Source organism: Aerosakkonema sp. BLCC-F183, assembly GCF_041929145.1.
Lineage (GTDB): Bacteria > Cyanobacteriota > Cyanobacteriia > Cyanobacteriales > Aerosakkonemataceae > Aerosakkonema.
The window spans coordinates 90,035-116,855 of record NZ_JBHFNU010000048.1; the positions used below are offsets into that span (position 1 = coordinate 90,035).

19 protein-coding genes are annotated in these 26,821 nt (G+C 44.0%); 7 read left to right on the forward strand and 12 right to left on the reverse strand.

The genetic code is table 11. The features are described from left to right. Positions 1–69 precede the first annotated feature (69 nt). A complete protein-coding gene (locus tag ACE1CD_RS13485; protein ID WP_374797286.1) occupies positions 70–2,184 on the forward strand; it encodes a TIGR00300 family protein in 2,115 nt (704 codons plus the stop codon). A gap of 171 nt (positions 2,185–2,355) precedes the next feature. Here the strand turns inward: ACE1CD_RS13485 and ACE1CD_RS13490 are convergent, their stop codons facing one another. The 6 genes from ACE1CD_RS13490 to ACE1CD_RS13515 form a co-directional block, all read right to left on the reverse strand. Further along, complete coding sequence (locus tag ACE1CD_RS13490) at positions 2,356–3,534, reverse strand: ATP-binding protein (protein ID WP_374797288.1); 1,179 nt, start codon at positions 3,532–3,534, stop codon at positions 2,356–2,358. A gap of 4 nt (positions 3,535–3,538) precedes the next feature. Next, positions 3,539–6,379, reverse strand: coding sequence for a PAS domain S-box protein (locus ACE1CD_RS13495; RefSeq protein ID WP_374824684.1), 2,841 nt, complete (start codon positions 6,377–6,379; stop codon positions 3,539–3,541). A 339-nt stretch (positions 6,380–6,718) separates the two neighbouring features. Continuing rightward, positions 6,719–7,279 carry an NUDIX hydrolase gene (locus tag ACE1CD_RS13500; RefSeq protein ID WP_374797292.1) on the reverse strand — a complete coding sequence of 187 codons (561 nt, stop codon included), beginning with the start codon at positions 7,277–7,279 and terminating at the stop codon, positions 6,719–6,721. A gap of 91 nt (positions 7,280–7,370) precedes the next feature. Then, positions 7,371–9,152 carry an N-acetylmuramoyl-L-alanine amidase gene (locus tag ACE1CD_RS13505; protein ID WP_374824687.1) on the reverse strand — a complete coding sequence of 594 codons (1,782 nt, stop codon included), beginning with the start codon at positions 9,150–9,152 and terminating at the stop codon, positions 7,371–7,373. Between the two features lie 109 nt (positions 9,153–9,261). Further along, positions 9,262–9,831, reverse strand: a complete 570-nt coding sequence (locus tag ACE1CD_RS13510; protein WP_374824690.1) for a pyridoxamine 5'-phosphate oxidase family protein — start codon at positions 9,829–9,831, stop codon at positions 9,262–9,264. A 58-nt stretch (positions 9,832–9,889) separates the two neighbouring features. Next, positions 9,890–10,036 carry a hypothetical protein gene (locus tag ACE1CD_RS13515; RefSeq protein ID WP_374824693.1) on the reverse strand — a complete coding sequence of 49 codons (147 nt, stop codon included), beginning with the start codon at positions 10,034–10,036 and terminating at the stop codon, positions 9,890–9,892. Between the two features lie 103 nt (positions 10,037–10,139). Between ACE1CD_RS13515 and ACE1CD_RS13520 the strand changes: the two genes are divergently transcribed. Together ACE1CD_RS13520 and ACE1CD_RS13525 are read left to right on the forward strand one after the other, a co-directional pair. Continuing rightward, entirely contained in the window at positions 10,140–11,843 is a 1,704-nt protein-coding gene (locus ACE1CD_RS13520) for a CTP synthase (RefSeq protein ID WP_374824696.1), read from the forward strand. 149 nt (positions 11,844–11,992) lie between these two features. After that, positions 11,993–12,412 (forward strand): hypothetical protein, encoded by a 420-nt coding sequence (locus ACE1CD_RS13525; RefSeq protein ID WP_374824699.1) that lies wholly within the window; start codon positions 11,993–11,995, stop codon positions 12,410–12,412. A 102-nt stretch (positions 12,413–12,514) separates the two neighbouring features. Here the strand turns inward: ACE1CD_RS13525 and ACE1CD_RS13530 are convergent, their stop codons facing one another. From ACE1CD_RS13530 to ACE1CD_RS13545, 4 genes are all read right to left on the reverse strand, one after another. Next, positions 12,515–13,402, reverse strand: a complete 888-nt coding sequence (locus ACE1CD_RS13530; RefSeq protein WP_374824702.1) for an ROK family protein — start codon at positions 13,400–13,402, stop codon at positions 12,515–12,517. A 392-nt stretch (positions 13,403–13,794) separates the two neighbouring features. Next, positions 13,795–16,839, reverse strand: coding sequence for a tetratricopeptide repeat protein (locus tag ACE1CD_RS13535; RefSeq protein WP_374824705.1), 3,045 nt, complete (start codon positions 16,837–16,839; stop codon positions 13,795–13,797). Positions 16,840–17,101: 262 nt separating this feature from the next. Then, complete coding sequence (locus ACE1CD_RS13540; RefSeq protein WP_374797306.1) at positions 17,102–17,632, reverse strand: hypothetical protein; 531 nt, start codon at positions 17,630–17,632, stop codon at positions 17,102–17,104. A gap of 285 nt (positions 17,633–17,917) precedes the next feature. Further along, a complete protein-coding gene (locus ACE1CD_RS13545; protein WP_374797308.1) occupies positions 17,918–18,802 on the reverse strand; it encodes an ABC transporter permease in 885 nt (294 codons plus the stop codon). A gap of 115 nt (positions 18,803–18,917) precedes the next feature. Between ACE1CD_RS13545 and ACE1CD_RS13550 the strand changes: the two genes are divergently transcribed. After that, positions 18,918–19,490 (forward strand): hypothetical protein, encoded by a 573-nt coding sequence (locus ACE1CD_RS13550; RefSeq protein ID WP_374797310.1) that lies wholly within the window; start codon positions 18,918–18,920, stop codon positions 19,488–19,490. Positions 19,491–19,658: 168 nt separating this feature from the next. Here ACE1CD_RS13550 and ACE1CD_RS13555 read toward each other — a convergent pair whose 3' ends face one another. Beyond that, positions 19,659–21,431 carry a tetratricopeptide repeat protein gene (locus ACE1CD_RS13555; protein WP_374824708.1) on the reverse strand — a complete coding sequence of 591 codons (1,773 nt, stop codon included), beginning with the start codon at positions 21,429–21,431 and terminating at the stop codon, positions 19,659–19,661. A 159-nt stretch (positions 21,432–21,590) separates the two neighbouring features. Then, positions 21,591–22,961 carry a thioredoxin-disulfide reductase gene (gene trxB, locus ACE1CD_RS13560; protein ID WP_374797314.1) on the reverse strand — a complete coding sequence of 457 codons (1,371 nt, stop codon included), beginning with the start codon at positions 22,959–22,961 and terminating at the stop codon, positions 21,591–21,593. 305 nt (positions 22,962–23,266) lie between these two features. On the opposite strand from trxB, the gene ACE1CD_RS13565 reads away from it, so the two are divergent. The 3 genes from ACE1CD_RS13565 (at position 23,267) to ACE1CD_RS13575 (ending at position 26,770) form a co-directional block, all read left to right on the forward strand. Further along, complete coding sequence (locus tag ACE1CD_RS13565) at positions 23,267–24,595, forward strand: class I SAM-dependent methyltransferase (RefSeq protein WP_374824711.1); 1,329 nt, start codon at positions 23,267–23,269, stop codon at positions 24,593–24,595. 180 nt (positions 24,596–24,775) lie between these two features. Then, the gene (locus ACE1CD_RS13570; RefSeq protein WP_374824714.1) at positions 24,776–26,110 is read left to right on the forward strand and encodes a class I SAM-dependent methyltransferase; all 1,335 of its coding nucleotides are present in this window, start codon (positions 24,776–24,778) and stop codon (positions 26,108–26,110) included. A gap of 111 nt (positions 26,111–26,221) precedes the next feature. Then, positions 26,222–26,770 carry a type IV pilin-like G/H family protein gene (locus ACE1CD_RS13575; RefSeq protein WP_374824717.1) on the forward strand — a complete coding sequence of 183 codons (549 nt, stop codon included), beginning with the start codon at positions 26,222–26,224 and terminating at the stop codon, positions 26,768–26,770. Positions 26,771–26,821: the final 51 nt, after the last annotated feature.

Genomic DNA, 26,821 nt, shown 5'->3' on the forward strand with positions numbered 1-26,821 from the left:
AGAATTGGAACATGGAAAGTCTGTATCCAATTAGAGTTTTGCGTCTTATTCACTTGTCAAGATGAGTTTATGAGTTCTCCCATTCGCTTCCTCATGTGCCCGCCCGACCACTACGATGTGGATTATGTAATTAACCCGTGGATGGAAGGCAACGTTCACAAATCGTCACGCGATCGCGCCGTGGATCAGTGGCAGGGACTTTACCACATCCTCAAAGACCACGCGATCGTAGATTTGGTCACACCCCAAAAAGGTTGGCCGGACATGGTATTTACCGCTAACGCCGGTTTGGTCTTGGGTGAAAACGTAGTTCTCAGTCGTTTTTACCACAAAGAGCGACAAGGGGAAGAACCTCACTTCCAAGAGTGGTTCGAGTCCCAAGGCTACACGGTACATGAATTGCCCAAAGACCTACCTTTTGAAGGTGCTGGCGATGCTTTGCTCGATCGGGAAGGACGCTGGCTGTGGGCTGGATACGGTTTCCGCTCGGAACTCGACTCCCACCCCTATCTTGCCAAATGGCTGGATATCGAAGTGCTATCGTTGCGGCTGACAGATGAGCGATTCTACCATCTGGATACCTGCTTCTGTCCTCTCAGCGGTGGCTACTTACTCTACTATCCAGCCGCGTTTGATTCTTACTCGAATCGCTTAATTGAAATGCGGGTCGCACCAGAAAAGCGAATTGCCATTGAGGAAGCGGATGCGGTCAACTTCGCTTGCAATGCGGTCAACGTAGATAGCGTTGTCATCATGAACAAGGCGAGCGATAGCCTGAAACAGCGCTTGCATCATGTTGGATTTAGCGTGGTGGAAACGCCACTGACGGAATTTCTCAAAGCTGGTGGAGCTGCTAAGTGCTTGACTCTTAGGGTAACCGAGCCGGTGCAGACAGAAATACACGCAAATGTGTCGGTGGAAAGTCGCACGATTCGGATGGAAGGTCACTTGCTGGATGCCGGTCTGATCAGTCGCGCTTTAGACTTGGTTGTAGACACTGGCGGTAGTTTCCAAGTACTGAATTTCAATTTGGGAGAGCAACGCCAAAGTACTTCTTCGGCGGAAGTGAAGGTGTCGGCTCCTTCTCACGACATCATGGAAGAGATCATGACCCAGCTGATCGATCTGGGTGCTTTGCCTCGTCCGCAAGAAGTTTGCGATGTCAATACTGCATCTGTGACGCAAGCGGGTGTCGCTCCCGATGATTTTTACGTGACAACTATTTATCCGACGGAAGTGCGGGTGAATTGCCAGTGGGTGAGGGTACAAAATCAGCGTATGGATGGCGCGATCGCAGTTAACCACACTCCCGATGGCCCAGTGGCTCGCTGCAAGTTGCTGCGGGATCTGGAAGTGGGAGATTTGGTAATTGTGGGTGTGGAAGGTATCCGCACGATCCGCAAGACTGAATCCCGCGAACAGCGGAATACCCAGGAATTCAGCTTTATGGGTGCGGGTGTTTCTAGCGAACGCCGTGTGGAATTAGTTGTGGAACAAATTGCTTGGGAACTGCGCCAAATTCGCGATCGCGCTGGCAAGGTGGTAGTAACGGCTGGGCCTGTAGTAATTCATACTGGTGGCGGCGAACATCTGTCGCGTTTGATTCGGGATGGCTACGTGCAGGCTTTGTTGGGTGGAAATGCGATCGCTGTCCACGATATCGAGCAAGCAATGATGGGCACCTCGTTGGGTGTGGATATGAAACGCGGTGTCGCCGTGCGTGGCGGACACCGACATCATTTGAAGGTAATTAATACTGTTCGTCGTTGCGGTAGTATTGCCAATGCGGTGGAAATGGGAATTATCCGCAGTGGTGTGATGTACGAGTGCGTTCGCAGCAATGTGCCGTTCTGTTTGGCAGGTTCGATTCGGGATGATGGCCCCTTGCCGGATACGCAAATGGATTTGATTAAGGCGCAAGAAGAATATGCCCGCTTGTTGCAAGGTGCGGACATGATTTTGATGCTGTCTTCGATGTTGCACTCGATCGGTGTGGGCAATATGACGCCTGCTGGGGTGAAGATGGTGTGTGTGGATATCAACCCGGCGGTGGTAACGAAATTGAGCGATCGCGGTTCGATCGAATCAGTTGGTGTCGTTACCGATGTGGGATTATTCCTCAGTTTGCTGGTGCAACAGTTGGATAAGTTGACCAGTCCTTATAGCATCTCTCAGAAAGTCTAAGCAAGTGGGGGAGCGGGGGAGCGGGGGAGTGGGGGAGTCAAAATTCCTCTTTTTTCCTCTTCCCGACGCCCTAGCCCCTAGCCCCGACGCCCTAATCCCGACGCCCTAATCCCTAGCCCCTAGCCCCTAGCCCCGACGCCCTAATCCCGACGCCCTAATCCCGACGCCCTACTAAATTTTAATTTTGCAGGGCAGTTTAATGGTAAAAGTCGTGCCAATTCCCACTTCACTTTCGACAGAGATCGTGCCACCGTGTAATTCAACAGCTTTTTTGACAACTGTCAATCCCAAACCATTCCCTGCGATCGCACCCACATTACTGCACCGATGAAACGCTTCAAACAATTTTCCTAAATCTGTTTGTGGAATACCGATGCCTTCGTCTCGCACGCGGAAGATTACCACTTTTTTAGTTGTCAATATTCCTTGTTCATTTGTGATTCCTTCCCGATCGCTGACTCCCGATTCCTCACAAATGAGTTCTAAGTAGACCGTGCCTCCATTGGGAGAATATTTGATAGCGTTAGATAGTAAATTAGACAAAATATGCTGTAGTAGGCGTTGATCTATTATGGCAACGATAACACCATCAGAAACAAATTTCAGTCTGTGCTTACCCTCAGCACTTAATTGTATTCTTTCCACGAAATGATAGCAAAATTCTGATAAATTAAGTGGTGCTGGATTAAACTGTAATTGGTCAGTTTCTGCTCGACCGACCATGAGTATATCCTCGATCATTTGGTTCATATTTTGGATAGCTGAATGAATTAAACGCAGACATTTAGTTTTGCTTTCCTCATCCCAGTGCGTGCGGTTAAACTCCAGTAATTTGGTAGAAGCTACTAAGGCAGTTAATGGATTGCGTAACTCGTGAGCGGCTATTGCGACATATTTGCTTTGGCGAAGCACTTGTTGTTGCGCGATTTGCCGGAGTTCTTCTGAATTTTCCAAAGCTTGACGCATTTTTGTTTCCAATTCATGTCGGTGCAGAGCTATTTCTATAGTTGCGTGCATATCTTTCTGTTGGAAAGGTTTCAGAATATACCCAAACGGGTCTGTTAATTTAGCTCTGTTTAATGTTTCTTCATCAGCATAAGCTGTCAAGAATACTATCGGAATATGGCAGTTATTCCTAATCTTTTCAGCAGCAGTTATACCGTCCATATTTCCTTCTAACACAATGTCCATTAAAACTAGATCGGGTTGTGTTTCCTCTGCTTTTAGAATGGCTTCTTCGCCAGTGGTAGCAATTGCCGTTACTGTGTAACCGAGCTTTCTCAATCTTCCTGCTACATCTTCTGCTACAATAATTTCATCTTCTACTACCATAATTTTTTGATTAGCCATTTTCTTAAAACCTCCGGCGGTAATTTAATTTAGAAAAAGTAATTGTAAATTGTGTACCGTTATGGCGATCTACTTCCAGAATACCCTTAAGCTGACGGGTCAGTATACGGACTAATCGCAAACCCAGTGTTTCTGCGTTTTCTATATCGAAATCAGGTGGTAAACCAACGCCGTTATCGCCAATTTTTAAGTTAAATTGCTGAGAATTAGCTTGGCCAAATATAATACTAATTTGACCTTTATTCCCTTTGGGAAAAGCATATTTGAGTGAATTAGAAACGAGTTCATTTATAATTAAACCACAGGGTATGGCTGTTTCTATATTGAGAAAAATTTTGCTGACTTGAAGGTTGAGATGGATGCTATTACGGGTGCAACCGAAAGACTGAAACAAATTAGCAGCTAGATTTTCAATATATTCCGCGAAGTTAATGATATCTAAATGCTCGGATTGATATAATTGCTCGTGAATAAGTGCCATTGAATGGATGCGGTGCTGGCTTTCGCGAAATAGAGCGATCGTCTGGTCGTCATTGACAGATTGGGATTGCAGTTCTAGCAAACTGGAAATTACCTGCATATTGTTCTTGACGCGATGGTGAATTTCTTTGAGCAGAGTTTCTTTTTCCTGCAAAGAAGCTTTGATTTGGGCTTCTACTTGCTTGCGATCGCTGATATCTTCCACAACCAGAATAAAATACTTCGGCTCACCCGTATTACCGCGTAAAAGCGATACGGTCATATTTACCCAAACCGCTAAACCATCTTTACGAATGTAGCGTTTCTCCATCGAGTAATTGTGAATTTCACCTGTCGATATCTGGCGGTAGTATGCTAAGTTTGTTGTTAAGTCATCGGGGTGGGTTATCTGTGGGAAAGTCTTTTGTTGCAGCTCTGCTACTGTGTAATCTACGATATCGACAAACTTTTGATTGGCTAGAAAAAACTGACCGGATAGCAACACCTGTGCGATACCGACCGCCGCTCGATCGAAAATGCTCCGAAAGCGCTCCTCGCTCTCTCGTAAAGCCGCTTCTACCCGCAAACGCTCTGCAATTTCCTGGCGCAGTAGTACGTTGGCAATCTTTAATTCAGATGTGCGTTCCTCAACTCTAATTTCTAGCTCTTGTTTAGCTTGTTGCAGTACAGAAATAGCTTGTTTGCGTTCGGTGATATTTTGCGAAACAACCATGCCAGCGAAAATTTCTCCCTTTTCATTTCTAACTGGCAAAGCCGTCATCGAGTAGATTTGGTCAGCGTATGATAATTCAAAAGTGTTTTGCTCTCCAGCCAGCGCTGCCCGATATTTTGGCTCCAATATTTCCCGGTTTTTTGGCGAAACTACTTCCCATAAAGTCTTGCCTTCTAAATTTTCTTTAGACAAACCGGCAGCTAGCAATTCTTGACCGTCAGCAATGGTGTAGCGAAAATCGCGATCGAATAAAATTACGGCTCCGTTAGGGAAATTTTCCACTAAAGTGCGGTAAAGTTTTTCACTTCTTTTAAGCGCGTCTTCTGCCTGCTTGTTCTCCGTGATGTTGCGAACAATACTAATAACTTCTTGTTCTAAAAACGGTAACAGCCTAGTTTCATACCATTGTTCTCCATTTGCTACCAATAAAGAAAATTCTAAAATGACTAACTCGCCAGTTTGAAGAACTTGGTGAATGGCAGAGCAAATTCGAGCGCTGATATTTGCTGGCAGCACTTCTGATACTTTTTTGCCAAGGAATTGTGTCGGCGGAACATATAAATCTTGCTTTTGTCCCGCATGGTAATCGAGATAAGTTCCATCAGCGTCTACACGAAAGTACAAATCCGGTAAAACCTGAAAAATAGCTTCCATCTCGGAAGTTTTGCGTCGCAATTTCTCTTCTGCCAGTTTTTGTTCAGTAATATTGTGACTGACCGTAGCTAAGCCGATCGTTTCTTTTGTATGCGGATCTTCGATCGCAAATCCATGCACCCGCATCGGAATCAACTCGCCGGTTTGAAAATGCCCAAATCCCAATTCCCCTTCCCATCGACCTGCCTGCTGTATACTGGGCAACACTTCCTGCAACCAAAACTCTCGGTCTTGCGGATGAACAAAGTCCAGCAGGGATTTGCTGGAAACTGCATCTACCGCAGCGAGTCCGATCGGCTGACAACCGGCCTGATTTACGTAAAGCAATTGGCCATTTAGCGCTGCGATCGCAATAAAGTCGTAGCTCTTTTCTACCAAGGCGGCTAACTTTTCCCGTTCTTGGGCTGCTTGCTTGCGAGCGGTAATATCGATGCCAACAGCTATTATATATTCAACTTCTTTGCCCTTATTTAAAATCGGCGTATTCGACCAGGCAATCAGTCGGCGAGAACCATCTTTTGCCACCCAGTAATTCTCGCAATAATTCGGAGAACCATCAGCAGTAATTCTGCCACAGACAGCTTTAACTCGCTCTCTTTCTTCTGGTAGTAAGAACAGATTGTGAACTTGTTTACCTCGGACTTCCCGAAACGAGTAACCCGTAGTTCTCTCACAAGCGCGGTTAAAGCGGACAATGCGCTTGTGGCGATCGAGTACTACAATCAAAGCGGCAGAAGTCTTCAGCAAAGCCGACATGAATTTGCGCTCTTGTCTGAGCTCTGCTACAACCCGTTTTTGGCCATCGAGTTGCCTTTGCAAAGCTGCATTCGCTCTCCTTAGATCGAGTGTTTTTTCTGCTACTCGTCTTTCTAATTCTTCAGTCAGATGTCGCTGTTGAGCCTCTGCTTGGCGAGCAAGTTCTGTCTGCACCTGTAATTGCTCTTTTAGTTGTTGTAATTCAGATGTTTGCTCAACATCTGCTGCTGGCAATTTTTCCATAATTATTATTTTTTGTCGCTATAAATAGGTTGGGTTCATTACCGCGATCCTCAATTAAATAAATCATAGCTAACCGAGCGCAGTATTTGCGATCTCCATAGGGCTAGCCCACTCAAAACTATTGACATAAAAAGCAAAATATGTATTGGCTAGGAGTATTCGATCGGCGTGTCGTATATTTCGCAGCAACAATTAATTTTCCTGCCCGCACGCTTCGCTCTAGCGGGGCCGCTACAAGTATTCGCATTTAATTTATTTTACTAAAAACTTGTACGGGACTGGTGCTGTAATAAATTCTAACTAATTTCCCTTTTTTCTCTAAGCTTAGCAATATCAAACTTACCCTTCAGCCCGCAGGTGACCCAAAAAACGTAACCCCATAAAAAGGGCGGTAATTGTACCAGTAACATTTATTTCTCCCCTATAAACTTTTTTCATAACTTCAGAAATAGGAACCAATTCAACTTCAATATCTTCTGTAATATCCAGATTACGCTTACCAGAGTAAGTAACATCTTCAGTCAGAAACAGATGAATTTTATTCGTATCCTTAATCGGATTATCGTATAGCGTCGCCAGCTTAATCATTCGATCGGCAATATAACCCGTCTCTTCTTGGAGTTCGCGACGTGCGGCAGTTTCCGCGCTTTCTGTTTCCGGATCGAACCCCCCAGCGGGAAGTTCTAACATAATTTCATTAGTCGCGTGTCTGTATTGACGAACAAAAACAACTTCTCGGTTTGGGGTGACAGGAAATACTAAGGCTATATCCGGTCTAACGATGATAAAAAAATCATCAATAACTTTACCGTTAGGCAATTGTATTTCATCTTGCCTGATTGTTACCCATTCGTTGTTAAAAACAAATTGGGAATTAAGGGTTTTCCATTTTTCAATCATTGGTAATATGTCTTGTTGGTTGGAAATTGTCAGCAGTCATAATGACAAAAAATTAATCAATAGTTCATCAACGATAACTAATGACTGATAATTAATGACTAATACGTAACCATTCAGTAATACCATCAGCGATCGCATCTGCCATTTTCTGTTGTTCCTGCGGATTCATCACCGATTCAAATTCATCTGGATTGCTCATAAAACCCAGTTCTAACAATATTGAAGGTGCCGTTGTCGGACGAGTTAAGGCTAAATTATCCCAATACACACCGTAGTTAGGACGCCCCAACTTTTGCACTACATAATTTTGCATAAACATCGCCAAACTATGAGCTTGCGGATGATACCAAAAAGCAGCAAATCCCTTAGTATTTTCGGCATCGCCATTATCCGGTAAAGAATTGTGGTGAATCGAAATAGCGATCGCAGGTTGCAACTTATCGATAATCGCCACCCGGTCTTGCAGCGATAATTCGCGATCGTCCTCCCGCGTCATATACACCGTAGCACCCTGCGCCACCAGTCGGTCTTTTATCAGCTTTGAGATCGTGAGATTGACATTTTTTTCCAGATAACCGTCTGGCCCCGCTGCGCCAGATTCAGCACCGCCGTGTCCCGGATCGAGGACAATTTTAATCCCGGATAAACTCTTTTGAGATTCTTCTTTCGTCTCCCTCGTGGACGGGGGGGAAACAGGGGAGGTAGGCGAATGTCGCAAAGTTAGCACCAAGTTGCTACCTTCGTATCTCATCTGATAACCCCATTGCTGCTGGGATTTCAGATTAAAAGTATATTGCACTTGCGAAGGTGCTATTTGTTGCCAATCTAAGCGGGCCACAATTGGGTCATCATCAAAGCGAATAATATCGGTTTGAGCGGTAGTATTGTAGAGAGTGACGGTGAGAGTGCGATCGCCCTGCTGTACGCTAATCGGCACCGGCACTTGTAGGGGAAAGATAATTTCTGTCGCACCGACAACCTGACGGGTGCGAAGAGTGCGAATAATCGAAGTAGGCGGTGCAGCAGCTGGGATAATCCTAACTTCCTTATCTTCTATCCAACCACCATAATCCAGTCGCAACCATTTTCCTTCGCGACCGGTTACCGTTGCTTGCGTTCCTTTCGGCAAAGGCGTCAGACGAGAATAGTCAGTCCCTGCGCCAGTGCGAGTAATCGCAGAATCTACAATTACTTCTGCAATCTCTAACTGCGTTGGCGATAAAATTTCAATATTTCCCTGCGCCATCTGAGTGGTACTTTTGCCATTGATTGAAAGTTGAAATTGCGGACGCCCCAATTTTCCAGCCGCGTTAGCTTTAGCGCAACCTTGGTATTGACCGTTAAAAGAGCGAGAATTAGTTTGATATCTTCCGGTCAACGCCGCATAATTGGATGGCACCTCTGCCACTGGTGACTGAGGTAGGAGAGGAATGGTTTGATTTCCCAATTTTACAGAGACGGTGGCATTTGCAGGTGCGATCGCGCTCAAACAAATCAGTTCACCAGGCAATTTGGCAACATCCACCCCCGGCTTGAGGGAATCTTTCCCAAACGCCAGACCCACCGGACGACTCGGTTGACTTGACACTCGCGTTACCCTAATCTGGCGGACCTGACCTCCATAGCGTAATGTAAAAATATTATTTCCCAGTCGCAGCGGCAAACTGGGCGCAAAATGTCCCGCCGGACTTCTTTGAATTACTTTGCCATTCACCAGCACACTTCCACCTGCTGGTGCTGTTCCTAGAAAAAATATCCGGTCGGATGCAGTTTGGTAATTGGCCGGTGGAAAAGCCACATAAAGAGATTTTGCTGCCAAAGCTGGATACGATACCACAGTTGCTAATGCCACTAATCCTAATACGTTTCTCATTTTTTGTCAGTTGTCTGTTTTCAGCGGAGGAGTTTTTCTTTTGACTTTTGACTTTTGACTTTTGACTTTTGACTTTTGACTTTTGACTTTTGACTTTCTATCCCCCATATCAATCTCCAAAAATCTTTGTCGGGAGTCCGTCAATACTTTTTTGGTTTTTTTCTCGCCAATATTCAACAATGCCTTCTTTCCCCTTTTTTTGAGCCCAGTCTACAAGAGTTTTCCTTTCTGCTTTTAATTCGTAAATAGGTACGCCAAATCCGCAAGATGTTTGTACCGATTCAATATCCAGCAGGATAATTTGTCTTTCTCCCGGTGTCGGCTCAAATAGAGAGTAAAATTTATCCCATTCTCGATGTCTGGGGCTAATGACACGCCCGCGTCCGTAAAGACGCAAAATTAAAGGCTTATCGTCAAAGCTGCAAAACATAATTGTCATGCGGGCATTGTCCTCATTGCCAGAATCGGTATGGGAATTTAAATGTGCTGCCGTCTCGTTACCGCTGCCAGTTAAATCGAGATAAGCTGCTGTTTGATTATCTACACAGCGAAACGTATCCCTCCCCTTTGGGGATAGATTAATTCTGCCCGATTTTGGTGCAGTTGCCGTAAAGAATATTTTTTGTTGTTCAATAAATCTGCGTAACTCTTCATTCAACTCTGAGTAGAACTTAGCCATTTACAAAATCCTCATAATCGCTGTCGTTGCTGCTAGCATCTGGGTGAAGTTTGCTAGGCTATGGTACAATTTTGATTGTTGGTACTTCATACTGCCCAGCCACCGATCGCATTTTCAGCAATTGCCAATACTTAATCTTCTTAGCAAACAAAAAAACAGTCAAACTAATTAGCGCTTCATCCCGATTGAAAAATTCAGCAATCAACCCCGTCAAGCCGATAAAATTTGGCTAACATGGAATGCAAGTCGCTAAGAGTGTGGCACAATTAACGGGGTTGGTTGCGAGAACGCACTAATTTTAAACATATATGACTAAGTTTGTCTTTGTGACCGGCGGGGTCGTCTCCAGTATTGGCAAGGGAATTGTCGCCGCCAGCTTGGGGCGGTTATTGAAATCGCGGGATTATTCTGTCTCGATTCTGAAACTTGACCCCTATATCAACGTCGATCCCGGAACGATGAGTCCTTACCAACACGGAGAAGTATTTGTCACCGAAGATGGTGCCGAAACAGACCTGGACTTGGGACACTACGAGCGCTTCACGGATACGTCCATGTCTCGCCTCAACAGCGTCACGACGGGCTCGATTTACCAGGCAGTAATTAACAAAGAGCGCCGGGGCGATTATATGGGGGGTACAGTGCAGGTAATTCCCCACATCACCAACGAGATTAAAGAGCGGATACAAAGAGTAGCAAAAAATACAAATCCAGATGTAGTAATTACGGAAATAGGCGGCACGGTAGGGGATATTGAATCCTTACCTTTCATGGAAGCGATTCGGCAGCTGCGTAAGGATGTGGGGCGGCAGAACGTGCTATACGTACACGTAACGCTGGTACCTTGGATCGCTTCGGCAGGGGAGATGAAAACGAAGCCGACGCAGCATTCAGTGAAAGAATTGCGATCGATAGGCATTCAACCAGATATTTTAGTTTGTCGGTGCGATCGACCCCTGCCATCGGGAATCAAAGACAAACTCTCGGAATTCTGCGACGTGCCTGTGGAATGCGTTATCGCCGCTCAAGATGCCAACAGCATCTACGAAGTGCCCTTGATGATGGAACGGGAAGGACTGGCGCAGCAGGCACTAGAAATACTGCAACTGGAGCAACGCCAACCGGATCTCAGCCAGTGGCAAACCTTGGTAGAGCGCCTTTACAGCCCCACCAACCGCATCGAAATTGCGATCGTCGGTAAATACGTCAGATTGAGCGATGCTTACCTATCGATGATAGAAGCACTCCGCCACGGAGCGATCGCCCTGTCTCTCGACCTTAACCTCCGCTGGGTAAGCGCAGAAGACATCGAAGCCAACGGCGCAGAAAACTATTTAGAAGGCGTCAACGGTGTAGTCGTACCGGGAGGTTTTGGGAGTCGCGGCGTGGACGGTAAGATTGCCGCAGTCAAATACGCCCGCGAAAACCACATACCCTTCTTGGGCTTGTGCTTGGGGATGCAGTGTTCCGTCGTGGAATGGGCGCGTCACATTGCCGGTTTACAAGATGCCAACAGCGCCGAGTTTGCCCCCAATACTGCAAATCCAGTCATTAACCTGCTACCGGAACAGCAAGATGTAGTAGACTTAGGCGGCACCATGAGGCTCGGTTTGTATGCTTGCCGTTTGACACCCAATACCTTAGCTTATCGCCTTTATCAGCAGGAAGTAATTTACGAACGCCACCGTCACCGCTACGAATTTAACAATGCCTATCGCAATCTGTTTCTGGAAAGCGGCTATGCCATCAGCGGGACTTCCCCCGATGGGCGCTTAGTGGAAATTATCGAACTTCCCAACCATCCCTTCTTCATTGCCACCCAATTTCACCCAGAGTTTCAATCTCGGCCCAGTACGTCGCATCCCCTGTTTAAAGGATTTATCCAGGCGGCATTAGCCAACCTTTGGGATGGCAAAGAACCACCCTTAGCTGTAGCTTCTGCGCTAAAAGAGCAGGTTATCGCCAACCAAGAAGAGCCCACCCCATCTCTGAATGCTTCCGTAATATCCTAGTCTGAGGCGGCAATTGCTTCCCTGAAGTATCTGCACGCTCAGGATCGGCGTGCAGCTCCCTCCCTGTCTTATCGTGGGGGCTTCAGGGAAGCGGTATGACGCCCGGTATAGCGTCTGCTGCGATCGAAACTGCGGTGTAAGGAGAGCCTGTGGCCTATTGGATCAAAATTAGCTACGAGAGGAAAGAATATGTAATCGATCTGGATCGAGTTTGTGCTTTTTCATACGAGCCCAACAGTAGGATTACCTTTTGGTTACCAGAAAGCGCTTTTCCGATCGTCATCAATCCCCAGGGACACCCAGAAGCTCATCAAAAAGTCCTGAGCTACATTCAAGCAACTACAGGTCAGAGTTTTGAGTCTTATTGGGTCAAAATTCATTACGAGCGGAACGATTATTTAATCAACCTTAAGTGCATCAGTGCTTTTCAATGCGAACCGAACGGCAGAATAACTTTTTGGTTGCCAGATAATGCTATGCCAATAGTAATCCTCCCGCAAACTAATCGGGAAGCCTATCAAAAAATTTTGAATTATATCAAACAGGTAACGGGATATTTATTACCCTAAAGCGATTTTGGATTTGAGATTTTGGATTAAATCTCAAATCTATGGATCTGCCATTTTTGTGGCGATCGTCAAAAGACACGATATCAATCCAAAATCCAAAATCTAAAATCCAAAATGGAATTGCCAAGCCAATTTAGCTGCACCCACCATTCCCGCTTGGTTACCCAACTCTGCTGGTAAAAGCTGCAAACCGCTACGGGAAGTGGGGAGAACGCGGCGCTCAATTTCTGCCATAGCTGCTGGGAAGAAAAATTCCGCACTCGCGCTTATTCCCCCACCAATAACGATCGCTTCTGGCGTCAAAATGTAGATTAGACTGGACAAACCAATACCGAGATCTCGTCCGTAACTTTCCCAGAATTCTAAAGCAATGCGATCGCCTGCTTTGGCCCGCTGACCCAGTTCCTCCGGTTCCAATCCCGTCCGGCGTCGAATCGCTTGTATAGATACATATTGTTCCAAGGAACCGCGATTGCCGCTATTGCATTCTGGGCCATCCGGGTACAACGCGATCAACCCCAGTTCCCCAGCCGCACCTTGATGTCCGGTAAATAACTTGCCATCCAGGATAATCGCACCACCCACGCCAGTTCCCAAAGTGAGCAAAATCAGATTGGGAAAGCGACGACCCGCACCTAACCAAGCTTCCCCCAATCCCGCGCAATTGGCATCGTTGGCGATGATTGTCGGTAAACCGGTTTTTGCTTCTAACCAATCAGCTAGGGGTACATCCTTCCACCCAGCCAAATTAATTGCTACTTTGGCAATCCGACCGGCGGCATCTGCTGGGCCAGGAGTGCCCAAGCCGATCGCTTTTGCTTGACTGCCACCGCAGGCAAGTATAGCATCTGCGATCGCCTCCACAACCGCTTCTGGTGTTGCCGGCTGCGGTGTTGGTACGGTAATTGACTGCAAACAAGTTCCATCTTCTAGGAATCGTCCCAGCTTAATCGCTGTTCCGCCTAAATCGATTCCCATTACTTGAGGCATTGTTTCGATTTCCATTATCAAAGGAAGAGAGAGTATAGGGATTAGGGAATAGGGGAAGAGATTTAAAACATAGCATACTCAGCGGTGAATTAAAATAAGTCAATTGCGAGTAAATTTTCCGCATAGGCGAGCCAACCATGCTCGATCGCTAGTGTCGAATCCTCAGCAGTGAATAATTATAATTTCTCCCACTCTTCTCCTCTTCCCTAACCGATAGTTCTTCTCTCCTGAGTATTCTAGAAAAGAATCATTCTGCTAATTCTGCATTTTCTACGGCTTCACCAGAAGCTTTAAATATTGCCAATCTATAGTTTAGTTCGGTCTGACTTTAGCCAAAGCAAAAAAGCTGAGATTGCATTAGTTCGCTACAATCTAAGCTTACAAACGGTAATTTAGTAATCTTCTAGCCCACCCAGTTGCTTTTCCCGCACCACGCGCTGATAAAATGCCTCCAATGCTACTACGGAAGTTTTATCTTCAAAGACGCGAGAATTATTATCGATTACCTTTTGGACGATACTTTTTCTCCACTCCGGATCTAAACCCAAGCGGACTGCTATTTCAATATATTCATCTTCATTGCGAGCAATTGTTTCCGTCACTCCCAGCATTTTCAAGATGCCGTAGGAATGACGACCGCGCATAAATTCGCCAGGACAGGTAACGATGGGTAAATGACAGGCGATCGCTTGTAGCGTTGTGTTCCCCCCAGACCAACTAAAAGTATCTAGATAAACATCTGAAACTAAGTTTAAACTCATATAATCCTTGCCACTAAGTCTCGGCAATATAGCGCAATAATCTTCGCTATTCAAGCCCATGCTGGCAAAAGCTTTTTGAAGTCTTTGTCGAAACTTTTCTGTTATCCATTTACCTTTCTGAGAACTTATAAAGGCAAATTGAGCTTGGGGAACCCGCTTTGCAATGGCTGGAAATATATAGTCATACTGCGGCAAGTATTTGTACAGAGACTGACTAGATAAATAAACGATCGCAGTCTCTCTTATTCCTAATTCGGCGCGGGTTTTTCTTTTTTCTGGTAACAGAGGTTTTGAGTAGCAGAAGCCTATATTGGGCAGAGAAATTAAATTTTCCGAATAATGTTCTGTCGCATTTTCCGGTTCCATCAATTCGCAGGATAAAAAGTAGTCGATCGTCGGTATGCCCGAAGTAATTGGATGCGCCCAAGTGGTACACTGTATTGGTGCAAGTCGAAGTCCTGCCATCTGTGTAATCTGTGCCTGCATACCGATATCTAGAAATACCAGTACGTGCAAATTATCGGCAATAATTTGTTCGCAGATTGCTTGTGGAGCGTCTGGAAGCTGGTGAAAAACTTGGCTGTAAAGCCGGAATTGCTCGTTTATTGGGTCCCATTGCCGATTATTGTAATAAGAGTAAACTTCTATTTTGTTAGGATCGTGATTTTTCAGCCAGCCTAAAGCTAATAAACCCACTGAATGGCTGTAGAGATGAGGAGAAATATATCCCACCCGAATTTTGCCATCTTCACTCAGGGGTGGCATGGGCAGAGGTTTTACCCATTCAGGATATTTAGCGCCCATGACTTTATGTACGAATTCTCCATACTTGATTTGTAGTTCTAAATCATTTTTTCCTTGGTACTGTAAGTAAAAATTTGTCCGACATCCTATCCCTACTACTGCTTTGTTTATCGCTTCTTGAGTATCTAAATTGGTTTGCAGAACTAATTCTTCTAGGTGGTGGATAAACCGAGAACGGTAATAATCAATTTCTGCGGTTGTATCGTAAACAATCGGCAGCAAACGTTGCTTTTCAAGCTTCAAACTCAAATCGTTCGGCAACATTTGCGAAGCTTGGGTTGCCAGTTCGATCGCTTCCTCAAGCATCCCAAAATCTTGCATGGAAATTACCAGCAGAAAGTAAAGATAAGCTGAATTGGGATGTTGTTTGATGCCTTCTTGGTAAGTTTTTATAGTTTCTTCTGCTTGATTCAATTTTTTGTAACACTCAGCCAAAGCGTTATAAAAGTATATATCGCCCGTTCGGTAGGTCAATAATTTTTTATAATACTCGATCGCTTCTTCATATTTTCCCTCTCTATAAGCAGCATAACCGAAGTATTCGGCTGCTTCTGCTGGAGCTTGTTTAGCTTCAAAAGCCAACCCTAAGTTATAGAGGATAAACGGTTCTGCATTCTTTAATTGCAAAGCTTTTTCATAATATTCGATCGCTCGATCGAGTTGGTTTTTCGTTCTCAAAACATTTCCCAAATTAAGGTAGCTGCCATAAAGATCGGGATTGGCGGCGATCGCTTGGCGGTAAATTGACTCAGCCCGATCCAAGTCGCCCTCTGCTAACCATATATTTCCAATGTTATTATAAGCATCAATCATTTCGGGATTAAGCGCGATCGCTTGTTCGTAAGCCCTAATCGCTTCCGGCGCGTTATCCATTTTTTCCATTATCAAACCAAAACTATAATGGTATAGAGCTACTGAACTATCCATCTGCAAAGCTTTTATTAACATAAGTAGTGCATCTTGGTATTCCTCCTTCATGTAATAAAGCATCGCCAAATTATGCCACGCATTTGCTTGCTTTCCATCCCATGATATAATTTCTCTGTATTTTTTTTCTGCTTCGCTAAACTGATTAAAATGTTGCAGCGCTAATGCTTCTTTATAGAGATTCTTGATTGCTTGTTCTTTTTCTTTCTCAAATTGTAAATTTAATTTAGCAATTGCTTTTATTGCTTTCTCATTACGACATTCTTCCGCAAAAGTAGGCCAATTATATACGTTTTCTTGATTTATATACCAGCTTAAAATTTGAATCCCATTACCAAACTTAGCTAAATCTAACAGCAATTGACACTGAGGGTGAGCAGCTAAAAAGTCCCAATTTGCCTGTTGTGCTGCACTGCAATTACTGTGATTTAGAATTATTAAAGCTCGCTCTGCCAGGAAAGGCTTTACTAGAAGCAGTGCTACTAACTGAGATCTGTAGTCGTGTGGGCCATCATAAAAATACACGCCAATTTTTGCTTCTGGCATAATTTCTCTTAGATCGAAGAAAAATTCTTCAAACTCTTGTTCGCAGAAAAATACTTGTCTATCTAGAGCCAAACTCGATAATTTTTCAATAAGTTGCTCTTGGATATTATCCGCATCATCAATTTCGGAGAATTTGTCCACGGCATAAGCCATTTTTTCTGGGTTATCTAGCAGTGCGCCGAGCAAATTCTCTACGGGCAAGCAACCTATTTGGCAGTAAACTTCATCTGCTGCCATGCACTCCACGGCAAAATTTAGCAGCTGCATCACGTTAGCTGCGGACTTTGTTTGAGTTCGAGCGAGGATAGCTTGAAATCGATCTGATTTGGGAATTACCGATTTGTATCCCCAATTTTCATATAATGCTGGTAGTTCTTGGATAAATCTTCGCTCGTCCATTTTCAAATTCCTCGTTATTATCAAATTATATCATCGCTCTTAATAAGTAGTCATTGAGCTAACGTTTCTGCTTCAAATCCAAAATTTTCGTGAGCATTTAGCGATCGGCAGTCAGCCCAGCCATCAGCTAATGCTCCAGATAGCGTTTAAGTAGAAGCGGGGTTACCCCACTCCTACTGCTGACGGTGAATTCTTCCCAAAGCTCTAGGCTGATACCTGACGGCTGAATGCTTACAAATTTTCAGCCCAAATACTTTGTCTGTCAATCTACAATCCTAAAAGAATTCAAGAAATTTTGAAATTCCCGTTCCGCTTGCTGGTAAGCCGCCCTTTTTTGGTTTAATGCTGTTTGAGAAATTTGTTTGTCTTCAAATTGCTTTTTAGCCAACTCAAACTCCAGCTTTTTGATTTGATAATTTTGTTGCCTGACCGTACCTTCAACTGCTCCCACCCAATTGCTAAAACCGACATTTTGAGTATCCGGATCGGTGTTTCCCACGCTAGCGATCGCTGTTTGTCCCAGTTTCGGTTTACTTCTTTGTGTCAGCGTCCGAAAACTGGTCAGCGCTCCTTGAATCTGCTTGATTCTCGTCAGCGAATTTGCCAAAGAAAACCTTTCATTCAAAGTAACGTTATTCGGTTCGTCTTGATTTGTGCGCTGGGCAATAGCAGTCGATCCGGAAATAAATTGTTGTGCCTTTACAGACGAATCCGCAACACTCCCAAATAATCCTACGCCAATGGGAATCGTCAAACAACCAACTGCGGCAATTAAGAAAACTTTCATCTTCATTCCAGCATCCCCTGGAAAAAACTCACCAATTATTTGACTGATGAGAATATTTCTAGTTCCTCTTTTTTGTTCGAGTATAAAGATATACTGAAAAATAAATAAAAAGTAACTTTTACTTATTTTGACGTGTAAAGAGAGGATAGGAGATCGGAAAGAGGAAAAATTTTGACTTTTGACTTTTTTTACTTCTATAGGACTGACGCAGAACATCTAAATGTAGTGTCAATTTATGAATTGACACTACTAAATATAGTGTTTTTTCCAACTGGCTGCGTAAGTCCCGTCCTATTTTCTTTCCCGCAAACCAGGATTGACAAACTCGCTCAATCCTTCACCCAACAACGATAGCCCCACAACCATCAGAGTTAGAGCAAAACCTGGAAAAAAGGTTGTCCACCAAATACCTCTGGATAATGCGCTCAAAGCCATTTTGATATCTTGACCCCATTCTGGCACTTCCGTGGGGAGTCCCAAACCCAGAAAGCCCAAACCTCCGAGTGTCAGAATCGCGTCAGCAGCATTGAGGGTGAACAGCACCGGTACGCTCTGAATTACATTCAGAAATAGGTAGCGCGACAAAACAGTCCAGGTGTCAGCGCCCATTGCTTGCGCCGCTTCGATAAACAGTTCGGTTTTAACGCTAACGGTGTGGTTGCGAACCACGCGATAGTATTGAGGAATGTAGGAGATGCTGATGGCGATCGCTGCATTCAAAACTCCCCGCCCCACCACAAAAGCCAGCGTCATCGACAGCAGCAGCCCCGGTAGGGTATAAATTGTATCCATCACAAACAGCAATACGCGATCGAGTCTGCCTCCCAAATAACCGCTTACCAAGCCCAGCGGCACGCCGATTACCAAACTGAATGCTGTTGCTAAAATCACCACTTGCAGCGCTGCTTGACTGCCAAACAGAGTCCGCGAAAAAACATCGTACCCCTCACTACTCGTACCGAACCAATGATTCCACGAGGGCGCTTCCCCTTGCGGATTGGTTAGAGATACTGTTGGGTTTTGCAGCCATCCCCACCCCTGAAATGTGGGAGCCAAAACAGCTATTAACACGAAAAAGAGTGTTATCAGCAGTCCTACTGCCATTAGCTGCATCGAAAGGCTGGGACGATCGGCAAAACGCCAAAATTTCGGTAACTGTCGTTTAGAGATGGTCATCTATATAAAATGAAATTTATCATTTAAACGCTAAAATAAGTTTAATCTAAACTTTGGCTGTTTTGGCGGTACTCAAATCAAAAATAGCAGTTTTTTTTAAAGGAAAACTATAGTTATGACTGGCTTACGGCTTAATCTAGGTTGTGGTGAAAGACATTTTGATGGCTATATAAATGTGGATAAATACGGCAATCCCGATGTCAAACAAGACCTGGAAATTTTTCCTTGGCCTTGGGAGAATAATTCAGTCAGCGAAATTTTGCTCATACACGTTCTCGAACATTTAGGCCAAAATACTAACACCTACCTGAATATCTTCAAAGAAATGTATCGCATCTGCGAACGCGGGGCGAAAATCCAGATTATCGTTCCTCATCACCGCCACGATTTCTTTTTTGACGACCCCACTCATGTACGAGTCGTAACTCCGATGGGTTTGTCGCTTTTTTCCCAAAGGTTAAATCGCAAATGGATAGAAGAAAAAGCAGCTAATTCACCGCTAGGGTTATATTTAGGCGTTAACTTTGAGTTAATTGAAACTTACTACAAACCGAGTTCGCATTGGTTCGATCTCCACCCAGAACCAGAAGTAGATGTGCAATTTTTGCTCTCGGAAAGCACTTATTATAATAATTTAATCGAACAAATAGAAATGGTATTAGAAGTGGTGAAAGAAGATATTAATTAAGTATCCAAACTCCTGTTTATAATTGAATAGCTCGCTAGCCAAATCTTCTCAGTTAAAAGCTAACAGATTTTTGGCGGCGGCGGTATTAATTACTAAACACTCTTCTGCTTCTATTATCGCTCGTAAATAAATGCGAGGCAAAATAATTTGCCATTGTACCTTATTAACTTACTTAGTAAATTCTGTTAGAGTTTGCGCTACTCTTTCCAAAACCTCTTGCCAATCTCCAGAACGATTTTGCCGGAACAAACGCACGCTGGGATACCAAGGAGTATCTTCGCGATCGCTCATCCATCGCCAGTCGGGATTATAGCATAAAAGCACCCATACTGGCTTACCCATTGCTCCAGCTAAATGGGCAACAGCAGTATCGACAGTTATTACTAAATCGAGTTGGGCTATCACCGCAGCGGTATCGGCAAAATCATGAATTTTACTGTTTAAGTCTACTAGGTTTATTGGTAAGGATATTTCGCTTATTTCTGCCGCTTTTGGCCCTTTTTGCAAGCTGTAGAAAGTAATATGGGAAATGTTGAAAATAGGCAAAAACTGCTGGAGAGAAGTGGATCTTTTGCGATCGTCTAAATGTTTGGGATTACCCGCCCATACTATACCTACTTTTAAGTAAGATCCGTCAGAGACATCCAGTGGAAATCTAACCTCTTTTAGCGGTGCTATATAGGGAATTTTGGCTGGTATAGTTTCCAGAGTTGTTCCCAAAAGACGGGGTACGCTGAGGAGGGGGATGTAAACATCAAATTCAGGTAAAGTTTGGCCTATAGCTACTACCTTATCAATTCCTTCAACATTTCTCAGCAATCTCACCAACAGTTGGTGACATTCAACTATTACGCGAGCGCCAAGCTTTACCAATAAAGGGACGTAGCGGATAAATTGAATTATATCGCCGATCCCTTGTTCGGCTTGTAGTAGAATAGTTTTACCTTCAATATTTGAACCATCCCAAACAAGTTTAGGTAGAAATCGGGGTAGATTTTCTTTTCGTTGCCAGCGCCATTCGTATTCGATTAAGCCGCGTTCGTAGTCTCCTAATCTAAGTAAAATTAGCGCTCGATTCCAGTGAGCATCTGCATAATTTGGCTCGATTTCAATGGCTCGATCGCAACATTCTAATGCTTTTTCGTATTGTCTATGCTTTTGATAAAATACAGCTAAATTATTGTAAGATTCAACATTGTTTGGCTCTAAATTCAAACCTTGCTGGAAACAAGCAAGCGCTTCTTCCATTTTGCCTTGGCTGTTAAAAATACTGCCCAAGTTATTATATGTTAAAGCATTATAGGAATCTAGTTTTATGGAGCGTTGGTAGCAAGCGATCGCTTCTTCAAATTTACCCTGTCTCTGCAATGAATTACCCAAATTATTCAGAACTATAGGAGAGCTTGGAGAGATAGCAAGCGATTGTTGGTAATGGGCGATCGCTTCTTCCAGCCTATTCAATTGATGAAAAGCATTCCCCAAATGATAATAAGTTATGGCGTCGTTTGGCTCCAATTCAATACCTTGTTGGTAATAGGCGATCGCCTCTTCTAATTTACCTTGACTATAGAGAACGTTACCTAAATTTTTATACGCAATGGGGTTTGTCGGCTCTTGTTCTACCAACTGAAAATAAATTTTTTCTGCTTGTGCGTACTTCCCTGTTTCTAAGTATTTTAGTCCTTCTATTTGTAAGATGTCGAGTAATTCCTTAGTTAAACGTTCAATTTGTTGCGGTTCTCCTTCAAAAATTGCAGAAAACCAGCAAGCCTGTGCTTCTTCTTCTCGTCCTGCTAAAAGCAGAGCAAATCCTAATTGCCAATAATTAGATTTTATATTGGGCTCTTCCTCAATACATTGCTCGTAGAGAGCGATCGCCTCATTGTACTTGTCTTGGGTTAAATATTCTTCCGCTTGTTTTAGCAAATCAGTTATGTTCATAAATTGATTTTCTACAAAACTTAGATATTTGAATGTAAAATTACTTAAATTAAATATACAACAGAAACCCGGTTTCTTCAATAAACCCAGAAACCGGGTTTCTTCAATAAACCCAGAAACCCGGTTTCTTCAATAAACCGGGTTTCTCTGTACGCATCACTACAAGTAACTTGCAATTAACTGGCGATATTGACTCTTAGGTTTAATGCCTTTCAATTCAGTTAACAAATCTTTGTCTTTGAAAAACTGAATTGTTGGCGTGCCAGTAACACCAGCGTTTTCGGCAATTTCTGGGTCTTGTTCGATGTCAATTTCCACAAAATGAATTTTGCCGTCAAATTCATCCACCACTTTATTTAAAATGGGCTTGAGAGTATGGCAAGGGCCGCAGTGAGGTGACACATACTTAACTACCAGCAGACGATCGCTCTCGTGGAAAAGCTTCCGTAACGCATAACCACCATACTGGCGAGTCGCGCCTAAATCAAACTCCGATGCTTGCTCAATTTCCGTTTTCTTCGCTGTTGCAGGACTATCTGGCTTCTCCGAACTAGGCCCTTGATGAAATTCTTGAATCAAACCATGAGCCGAAAGCCACCTTTCTGCTAGCATTGCCGCCATACAGCCACTACCAGCAGCAGTAATACCTTGGCGAAACTCATGGTCTTGCACGTCTCCAGCCGCAAACACGCCTTCTACGCTGGTTTCCACAGAACCGGGCTTGGTGACAATGTAACCTACTTCATCGAGTTCTAACTTTCCTTTAAACAAAGAAGTATTGGGAGTATGACCGATCGCGTAGAATAAGCCCTTCACCGTCAGCACGCTTTCTTCACCAGTCTTAGTATTGCGGATTTTGATGCCATTCATGCGATCGCCTTCCCCAACTACATCCACCGCCTGCGTATTCCAGTGAACCGCGATTTTGGGATTATTCAACACCCGATCCTGCATCGCTTTGGAAGCACGCATCCGATCGCTTCTTACCAACAAATGCACGCGAGAACCATACTTAGTCAGGTAAATCGACTCTTCCGCCGCCGAATCACCTGCGCCTACTACCGCCAGTTCAGCGCCGTGGAAAATCGGGGTAGCGCCATCGCAAATCGCACAAGCTGAAATCCCCCGACTCCAAAATTGATGTTCGCTAGGCAAACCCAACCGTTTTGCCGTCGCACCCGTAGCAATAACAATGCTGTTAGTTTTAATTTCCCGTTCTTCCGATCGCACTATAAAAGGACGCTGGCTAAGATCCACAAATGTAACATCCTCTGTCACCAACTCCGCGCCCCATCTTTCTGCTTGGGCCTTCATCCGATCCATTAATTCCGGCCCCATTATTCCTTCCGGAAAGCCGGGAAAATTCTCGACTTCCGTGGTCGTCATCAGCTGTCCACCCGGCAACCCCCCAGCTTGAAAGCCCTCAAATACAAACGGTTTCAGGTTAGCCCGCCCTGCGTAGATCGCCGCCGTATAACCTGCTGGCCCAGAGCCAATAATCACCAGATTTTCTACTGTCGGATTTGCCATAGCCATAAAGTAAACTCATAACGACTATGGATAATATAGCATAAAGTTTTGTAACTGTCCGCATAGATGGCAAGAAGCTCAGCTGTTAAGTCAGACCGTCTGGAGAAGGCAGGGAAAAGCTGAACGAAGATGGAAATTTTGAGCTAAAAAAGGGAATAATTAAGAGATAGCGCTGATTAACCTTATATTTTAGATCGAAACTAAGACATAAAATATAAGATTAAAAGTTAATAGTTGTTAGTTAAAGTTTTTGCTTAACTAATAACTAATGGCAAACAAATAATGGCAATAAATCGATCAAAGCAATGGAAAATAAAATTTCCGACCTAGAAAAAATTCGGCAACAATTTGATTCTGCGCCCTATCCAAGGATTCCACTAGATCATTATCCAGCCAAGATAAAATTTATTTTTCTCTATAACATGGTAACGGCTTATTACCTGAGATACCAAAAAGTTGTAGAGACTGAGGGCAAACTAATTCTGGATGCTGGGTGCGGCAGTGGATTTAAATCGCTAGCATTAGCAATAGCAAATCCAGGGGCTAGAATCGTGGGCGTTGACCTATCAGAAGAATCTACTAACCTGGCAAGAGAACGTTTAAAATATCACCATTTTACCAATGTAGAATTTCATGCGATTTCCATCTACGATTTACCAAAGCTGGAATTAGAATTTGACTATATTGACTGCGACGAGACTTTGTACGTGCTGCCAGATATAGTGGCCGGACTGAAAGCAATGAAAGCAGTCCTAAAACCAGAGGGAATTATCCGCACTAATTTACATAACTCGTCACAGCGCCGCAACTACTTCACCGCCCAGAAATTGTTTAAAATGCTGGGATTTATGGATGAGAATCCAGGGCAATTAGAAATAGAACAAGCTAAAGAAATTATGAATGCCTTAAAAAATCAGGTGTTGCTCAAGGCCAGTACAACGGTAGTGGATGATGAAATGGATGATGAATGGTATTTGATGAATTATTTATTTCAGGGAGATAAAGGCTACACGATCCCTGAAACTTTTGAAGCATTGAGAGCTGCTGACTTAGAGTTTATCAGCATGGTGAATTGGCCAGCCTGGAACGTACTGGATTTGTTCCAAGATGCAGGTAACTTGCCTGCTGCTCTGGGAATGACCTTACCAGAACTTTCAGTGGAAGAACAACTACATCTATATGAAATGTTGCATCCCATCCACAGACTAATCGATTTTTGGTGCGGTCATCCCAACGCCGCCGCTCCCAAAGTGCCTGTGGTAGAGTGGACTGATTCGGAGTGGCAGGGAGCCACAGTCCATTTACACCCAAGCCTGAGAGTACCAGAAGTCAAACAAGAAATGCTGTCCGCCGTTACCAACATTAAAATGTTGGAAATCGCCAAATATCTGCCGTTTGTGAAAGAAACCAGCCTTTTAATGGATAGCATGGTAGTTGGCTGCCTGATACCGCTGTTAGAGAAGCCGATGTCTATGCGATCGCTAGTAGAACGCTGGCGTTATATTAGACCCGTAAATCCGGTAAACTTAGAGCCGATCGCGACAGAAACAGCTTTCGATCTGGTCAAAAAGATATTAACCACTCTAGAGCCGATCGGTTTTGTACTTTTGGAACGCCCACCTGCAAAGGCTTGAGCCTGTTTTCAGCAGTAGTTAAGCGCCCGCAAATTCCCACATCCACCTTGCGAAAATATAACTGTCCTGTACTCTTTCCCAGGTTCAACCAGTAAATAAAAATCTAGAGGCTCAGATCCGATTACTAGGAGCGATACCAACCTGTAATTCAAAGTAAATTATTCACTCTTAAACATCAAAATGGATAGCCAATCATCTGAAATATTAGAAAAAATTCGTCAGCAATTTGAAACTGCTCCTTATCCCAGAACACCCTTAGAAAAATCTCCCTTGGGAGATGCTAAATTTCTCAACATCCATAACATAGTCAATCCTTACTATTTAAGGAATCAAAAAGTTATCGGCACGCAAGGGAAAGTGATTTTAGATGCGGGTTGTGGCAGCGGATACAAAGCTTTGGCATTAGCAGCAGCCAACCCAGGCGCAAAAATTATCGGGATCGATATATCAGAAGAATCTGTTAAATTAGCCCACCATCGCTTGCAATATCACGGATTTGAGAATGCCGAGTTCTATACTTTAACCATTGAAAACTTGCCCAGTTTAGGGATACAGTTTGACTACATCAACAATGACGAAGTATTGTACCTTCTGCCAGACCCAGTGGCCGGATTGCAGGCGATGAAATCCGCTCTCAAACCAGATGGAATTATCCGTACCAATCTCCATAGTGCATTGCAGCGATCTAATTACTACAGAGCGCAGAAATTTTTTCAAATTATGGGGTTTATGGATGATAATCCCCAGCAATTAGAAATCGAATTAGTTCGAGAAACCATGCACTCCTTAAAAGATAGCACTCATCTCAAAGTACAAGCTTGGCATCCAGAATTTGAACGAAACGATGAGCGACTTTTAGCCAACCTTCTACTTCAAGGCGATAAAGGATACACCATACCGGAAGTATTCTCAGCCTTGAGAGCGGCTGATTTAGAGTTCATCAGCATGGTGAACTGGCGATACTGGGACTTGATGGATTTATTTAAAGAGCCAGATAATCTGCCTGCTTTTTTAGCAATCAGCTTGCCAGGACTTTCCGTGGAAGAACAGCTCCATCTGTTTGAACTATTGCACCCCGTCCACAGACTGATCGACTTTTGGTGCGGTCATCCCAACTCAGCCGACCCTTTTGTGCCAGTTAACCAGTGGACGCTGGCAGATTGGCAAACAGCTAAGGTTTCCTTGCATCCCCAGCTAAGAACGCCAAGATTTACAGAGGATATGCTTTTCAGCATCATCAACCAAAGACCCTTAGAAATCAGCCAGCATCTACCCATAACTAAAGATCCCATTTTTTTAATCGACAGCGCGATCGCAACGTCCCTTCTCCCGCTTTTAGATGGCCCACAAATGATGATGTCGCTGGTAGAGCGCTGCAAACAACTTCGGCCCATACATCCTGTTACCCTAAACCCAGTAGATGAAGCAACAGCCTGGTCAACACTGATCGAACCGCTCACCAGCTTGGAGGAAATCGGCTATATACTCCTAGAACGCAGTCCGGACAAGGCTTGAACCGCCAGTAAAAAAATTTTTTGAGACAGATGATATGAAATTGAAGTGATGTGGGTAAGTTCTATATATAAGGGAGAAGACACCCACCTAGAGCTGAAGGAGAAAATTCTCATGAATACTACTTTTAAAACCAAACTCCTGCTTCACATAAACCAAAAGAAACAAGAAAGCGGAGAACAAGGTTTTACTCTAATTGAACTGTTGGTAGTTATCATCATCATTGGTATTCTGGCTGCTATTGCTCTACCTTCCTTCCTCAACCAAGCTAACAAAGGTAAGCAAGCAGAAGGCAAGCAGTATATCTCTGCAATTAACAAGTCTCAGCAAGCTTGGTATACCGAAAACGGCAACTTTATCACGGGCACCACAGCTAACGATTGGTCTAGCTTAGGCGTTGGTATTAAGACTCAAACTGCTAACTACACATATGCATTGGGCGGCGATACTAACGTAGCAACCGCTAAAGCGAAGCCTATCTCCGCAGCTTTGAAAGGATATTCGGGCGGTGTAGGTCTAGTAGGCGCTCAAGGTGCTGACAGAACTTCCCAAGCGGTAGTATGTGAAGTTACTACTGCTGGAACAGCAGATCCACCAGCAGTTACTGTTGCGGCGGGCGCGACCGAAGTTGCTTGCCCGAGCGGTACAACAGCAATCAAGTAGGATAAGCATCCTAATTAGTTTAAAATAAATATAAAAGTGGGGAGTTAAATT

Excerpts from the sequence above, each read along its gene's own strand:
- ACE1CD_RS13485 (WP_374797286.1), top strand. The coding sequence starts at position 70 with ATGAGTTCTCCCATTCGCTTCCTCATGTGCCCGCCCGACCACTACGAT.
- ACE1CD_RS13550 (WP_374797310.1), top strand. The coding sequence starts at position 18,918 with ATGACTGGCTTACGGCTTAATCTAGGTTGTGGTGAAAGACATTTTGAT.
- ACE1CD_RS13575 (WP_374824717.1), top strand. The coding sequence starts at position 26,222 with ATGAATACTACTTTTAAAACCAAACTCCTGCTTCACATAAACCAAAAG.
- ACE1CD_RS13535 (WP_374824705.1), bottom strand. The coding sequence starts at position 16,839 with ATGGACGAGCGAAGATTTATCCAAGAACTACCAGCATTATATGAAAAT.
- trxB (WP_374797314.1), bottom strand. The coding sequence starts at position 22,961 with ATGGCAAATCCGACAGTAGAAAATCTGGTGATTATTGGCTCTGGGCCA.
- ACE1CD_RS13540 (WP_374797306.1), bottom strand. The coding sequence starts at position 17,632 with ATGAAGATGAAAGTTTTCTTAATTGCCGCAGTTGGTTGTTTGACGATT.
- ACE1CD_RS13495 (WP_374824684.1), bottom strand. The coding sequence starts at position 6,379 with ATGGAAAAATTGCCAGCAGCAGATGTTGAGCAAACATCTGAATTACAA.
- ACE1CD_RS13570 (WP_374824714.1), top strand. The coding sequence starts at position 24,776 with ATGGATAGCCAATCATCTGAAATATTAGAAAAAATTCGTCAGCAATTT.
- ACE1CD_RS13500 (WP_374797292.1), bottom strand. The coding sequence starts at position 7,279 with ATGATTGAAAAATGGAAAACCCTTAATTCCCAATTTGTTTTTAACAAC.
- ACE1CD_RS13565 (WP_374824711.1), top strand. The coding sequence starts at position 23,267 with ATGGAAAATAAAATTTCCGACCTAGAAAAAATTCGGCAACAATTTGAT.
- ACE1CD_RS13520 (WP_374824696.1), top strand. The coding sequence starts at position 10,140 with ATGACTAAGTTTGTCTTTGTGACCGGCGGGGTCGTCTCCAGTATTGGC.
- ACE1CD_RS13490 (WP_374797288.1), bottom strand. The coding sequence starts at position 3,534 with ATGGCTAATCAAAAAATTATGGTAGTAGAAGATGAAATTATTGTAGCA.
- ACE1CD_RS13505 (WP_374824687.1), bottom strand. The coding sequence starts at position 9,152 with ATGAGAAACGTATTAGGATTAGTGGCATTAGCAACTGTGGTATCGTAT.
- ACE1CD_RS13555 (WP_374824708.1), bottom strand. The coding sequence starts at position 21,431 with ATGAACATAACTGATTTGCTAAAACAAGCGGAAGAATATTTAACCCAA.
- ACE1CD_RS13510 (WP_374824690.1), bottom strand. The coding sequence starts at position 9,831 with ATGGCTAAGTTCTACTCAGAGTTGAATGAAGAGTTACGCAGATTTATT.
- ACE1CD_RS13530 (WP_374824702.1), bottom strand. The coding sequence starts at position 13,402 with ATGCCTCAAGTAATGGGAATCGATTTAGGCGGAACAGCGATTAAGCTG.
- ACE1CD_RS13545 (WP_374797308.1), bottom strand. The coding sequence starts at position 18,802 with ATGACCATCTCTAAACGACAGTTACCGAAATTTTGGCGTTTTGCCGAT.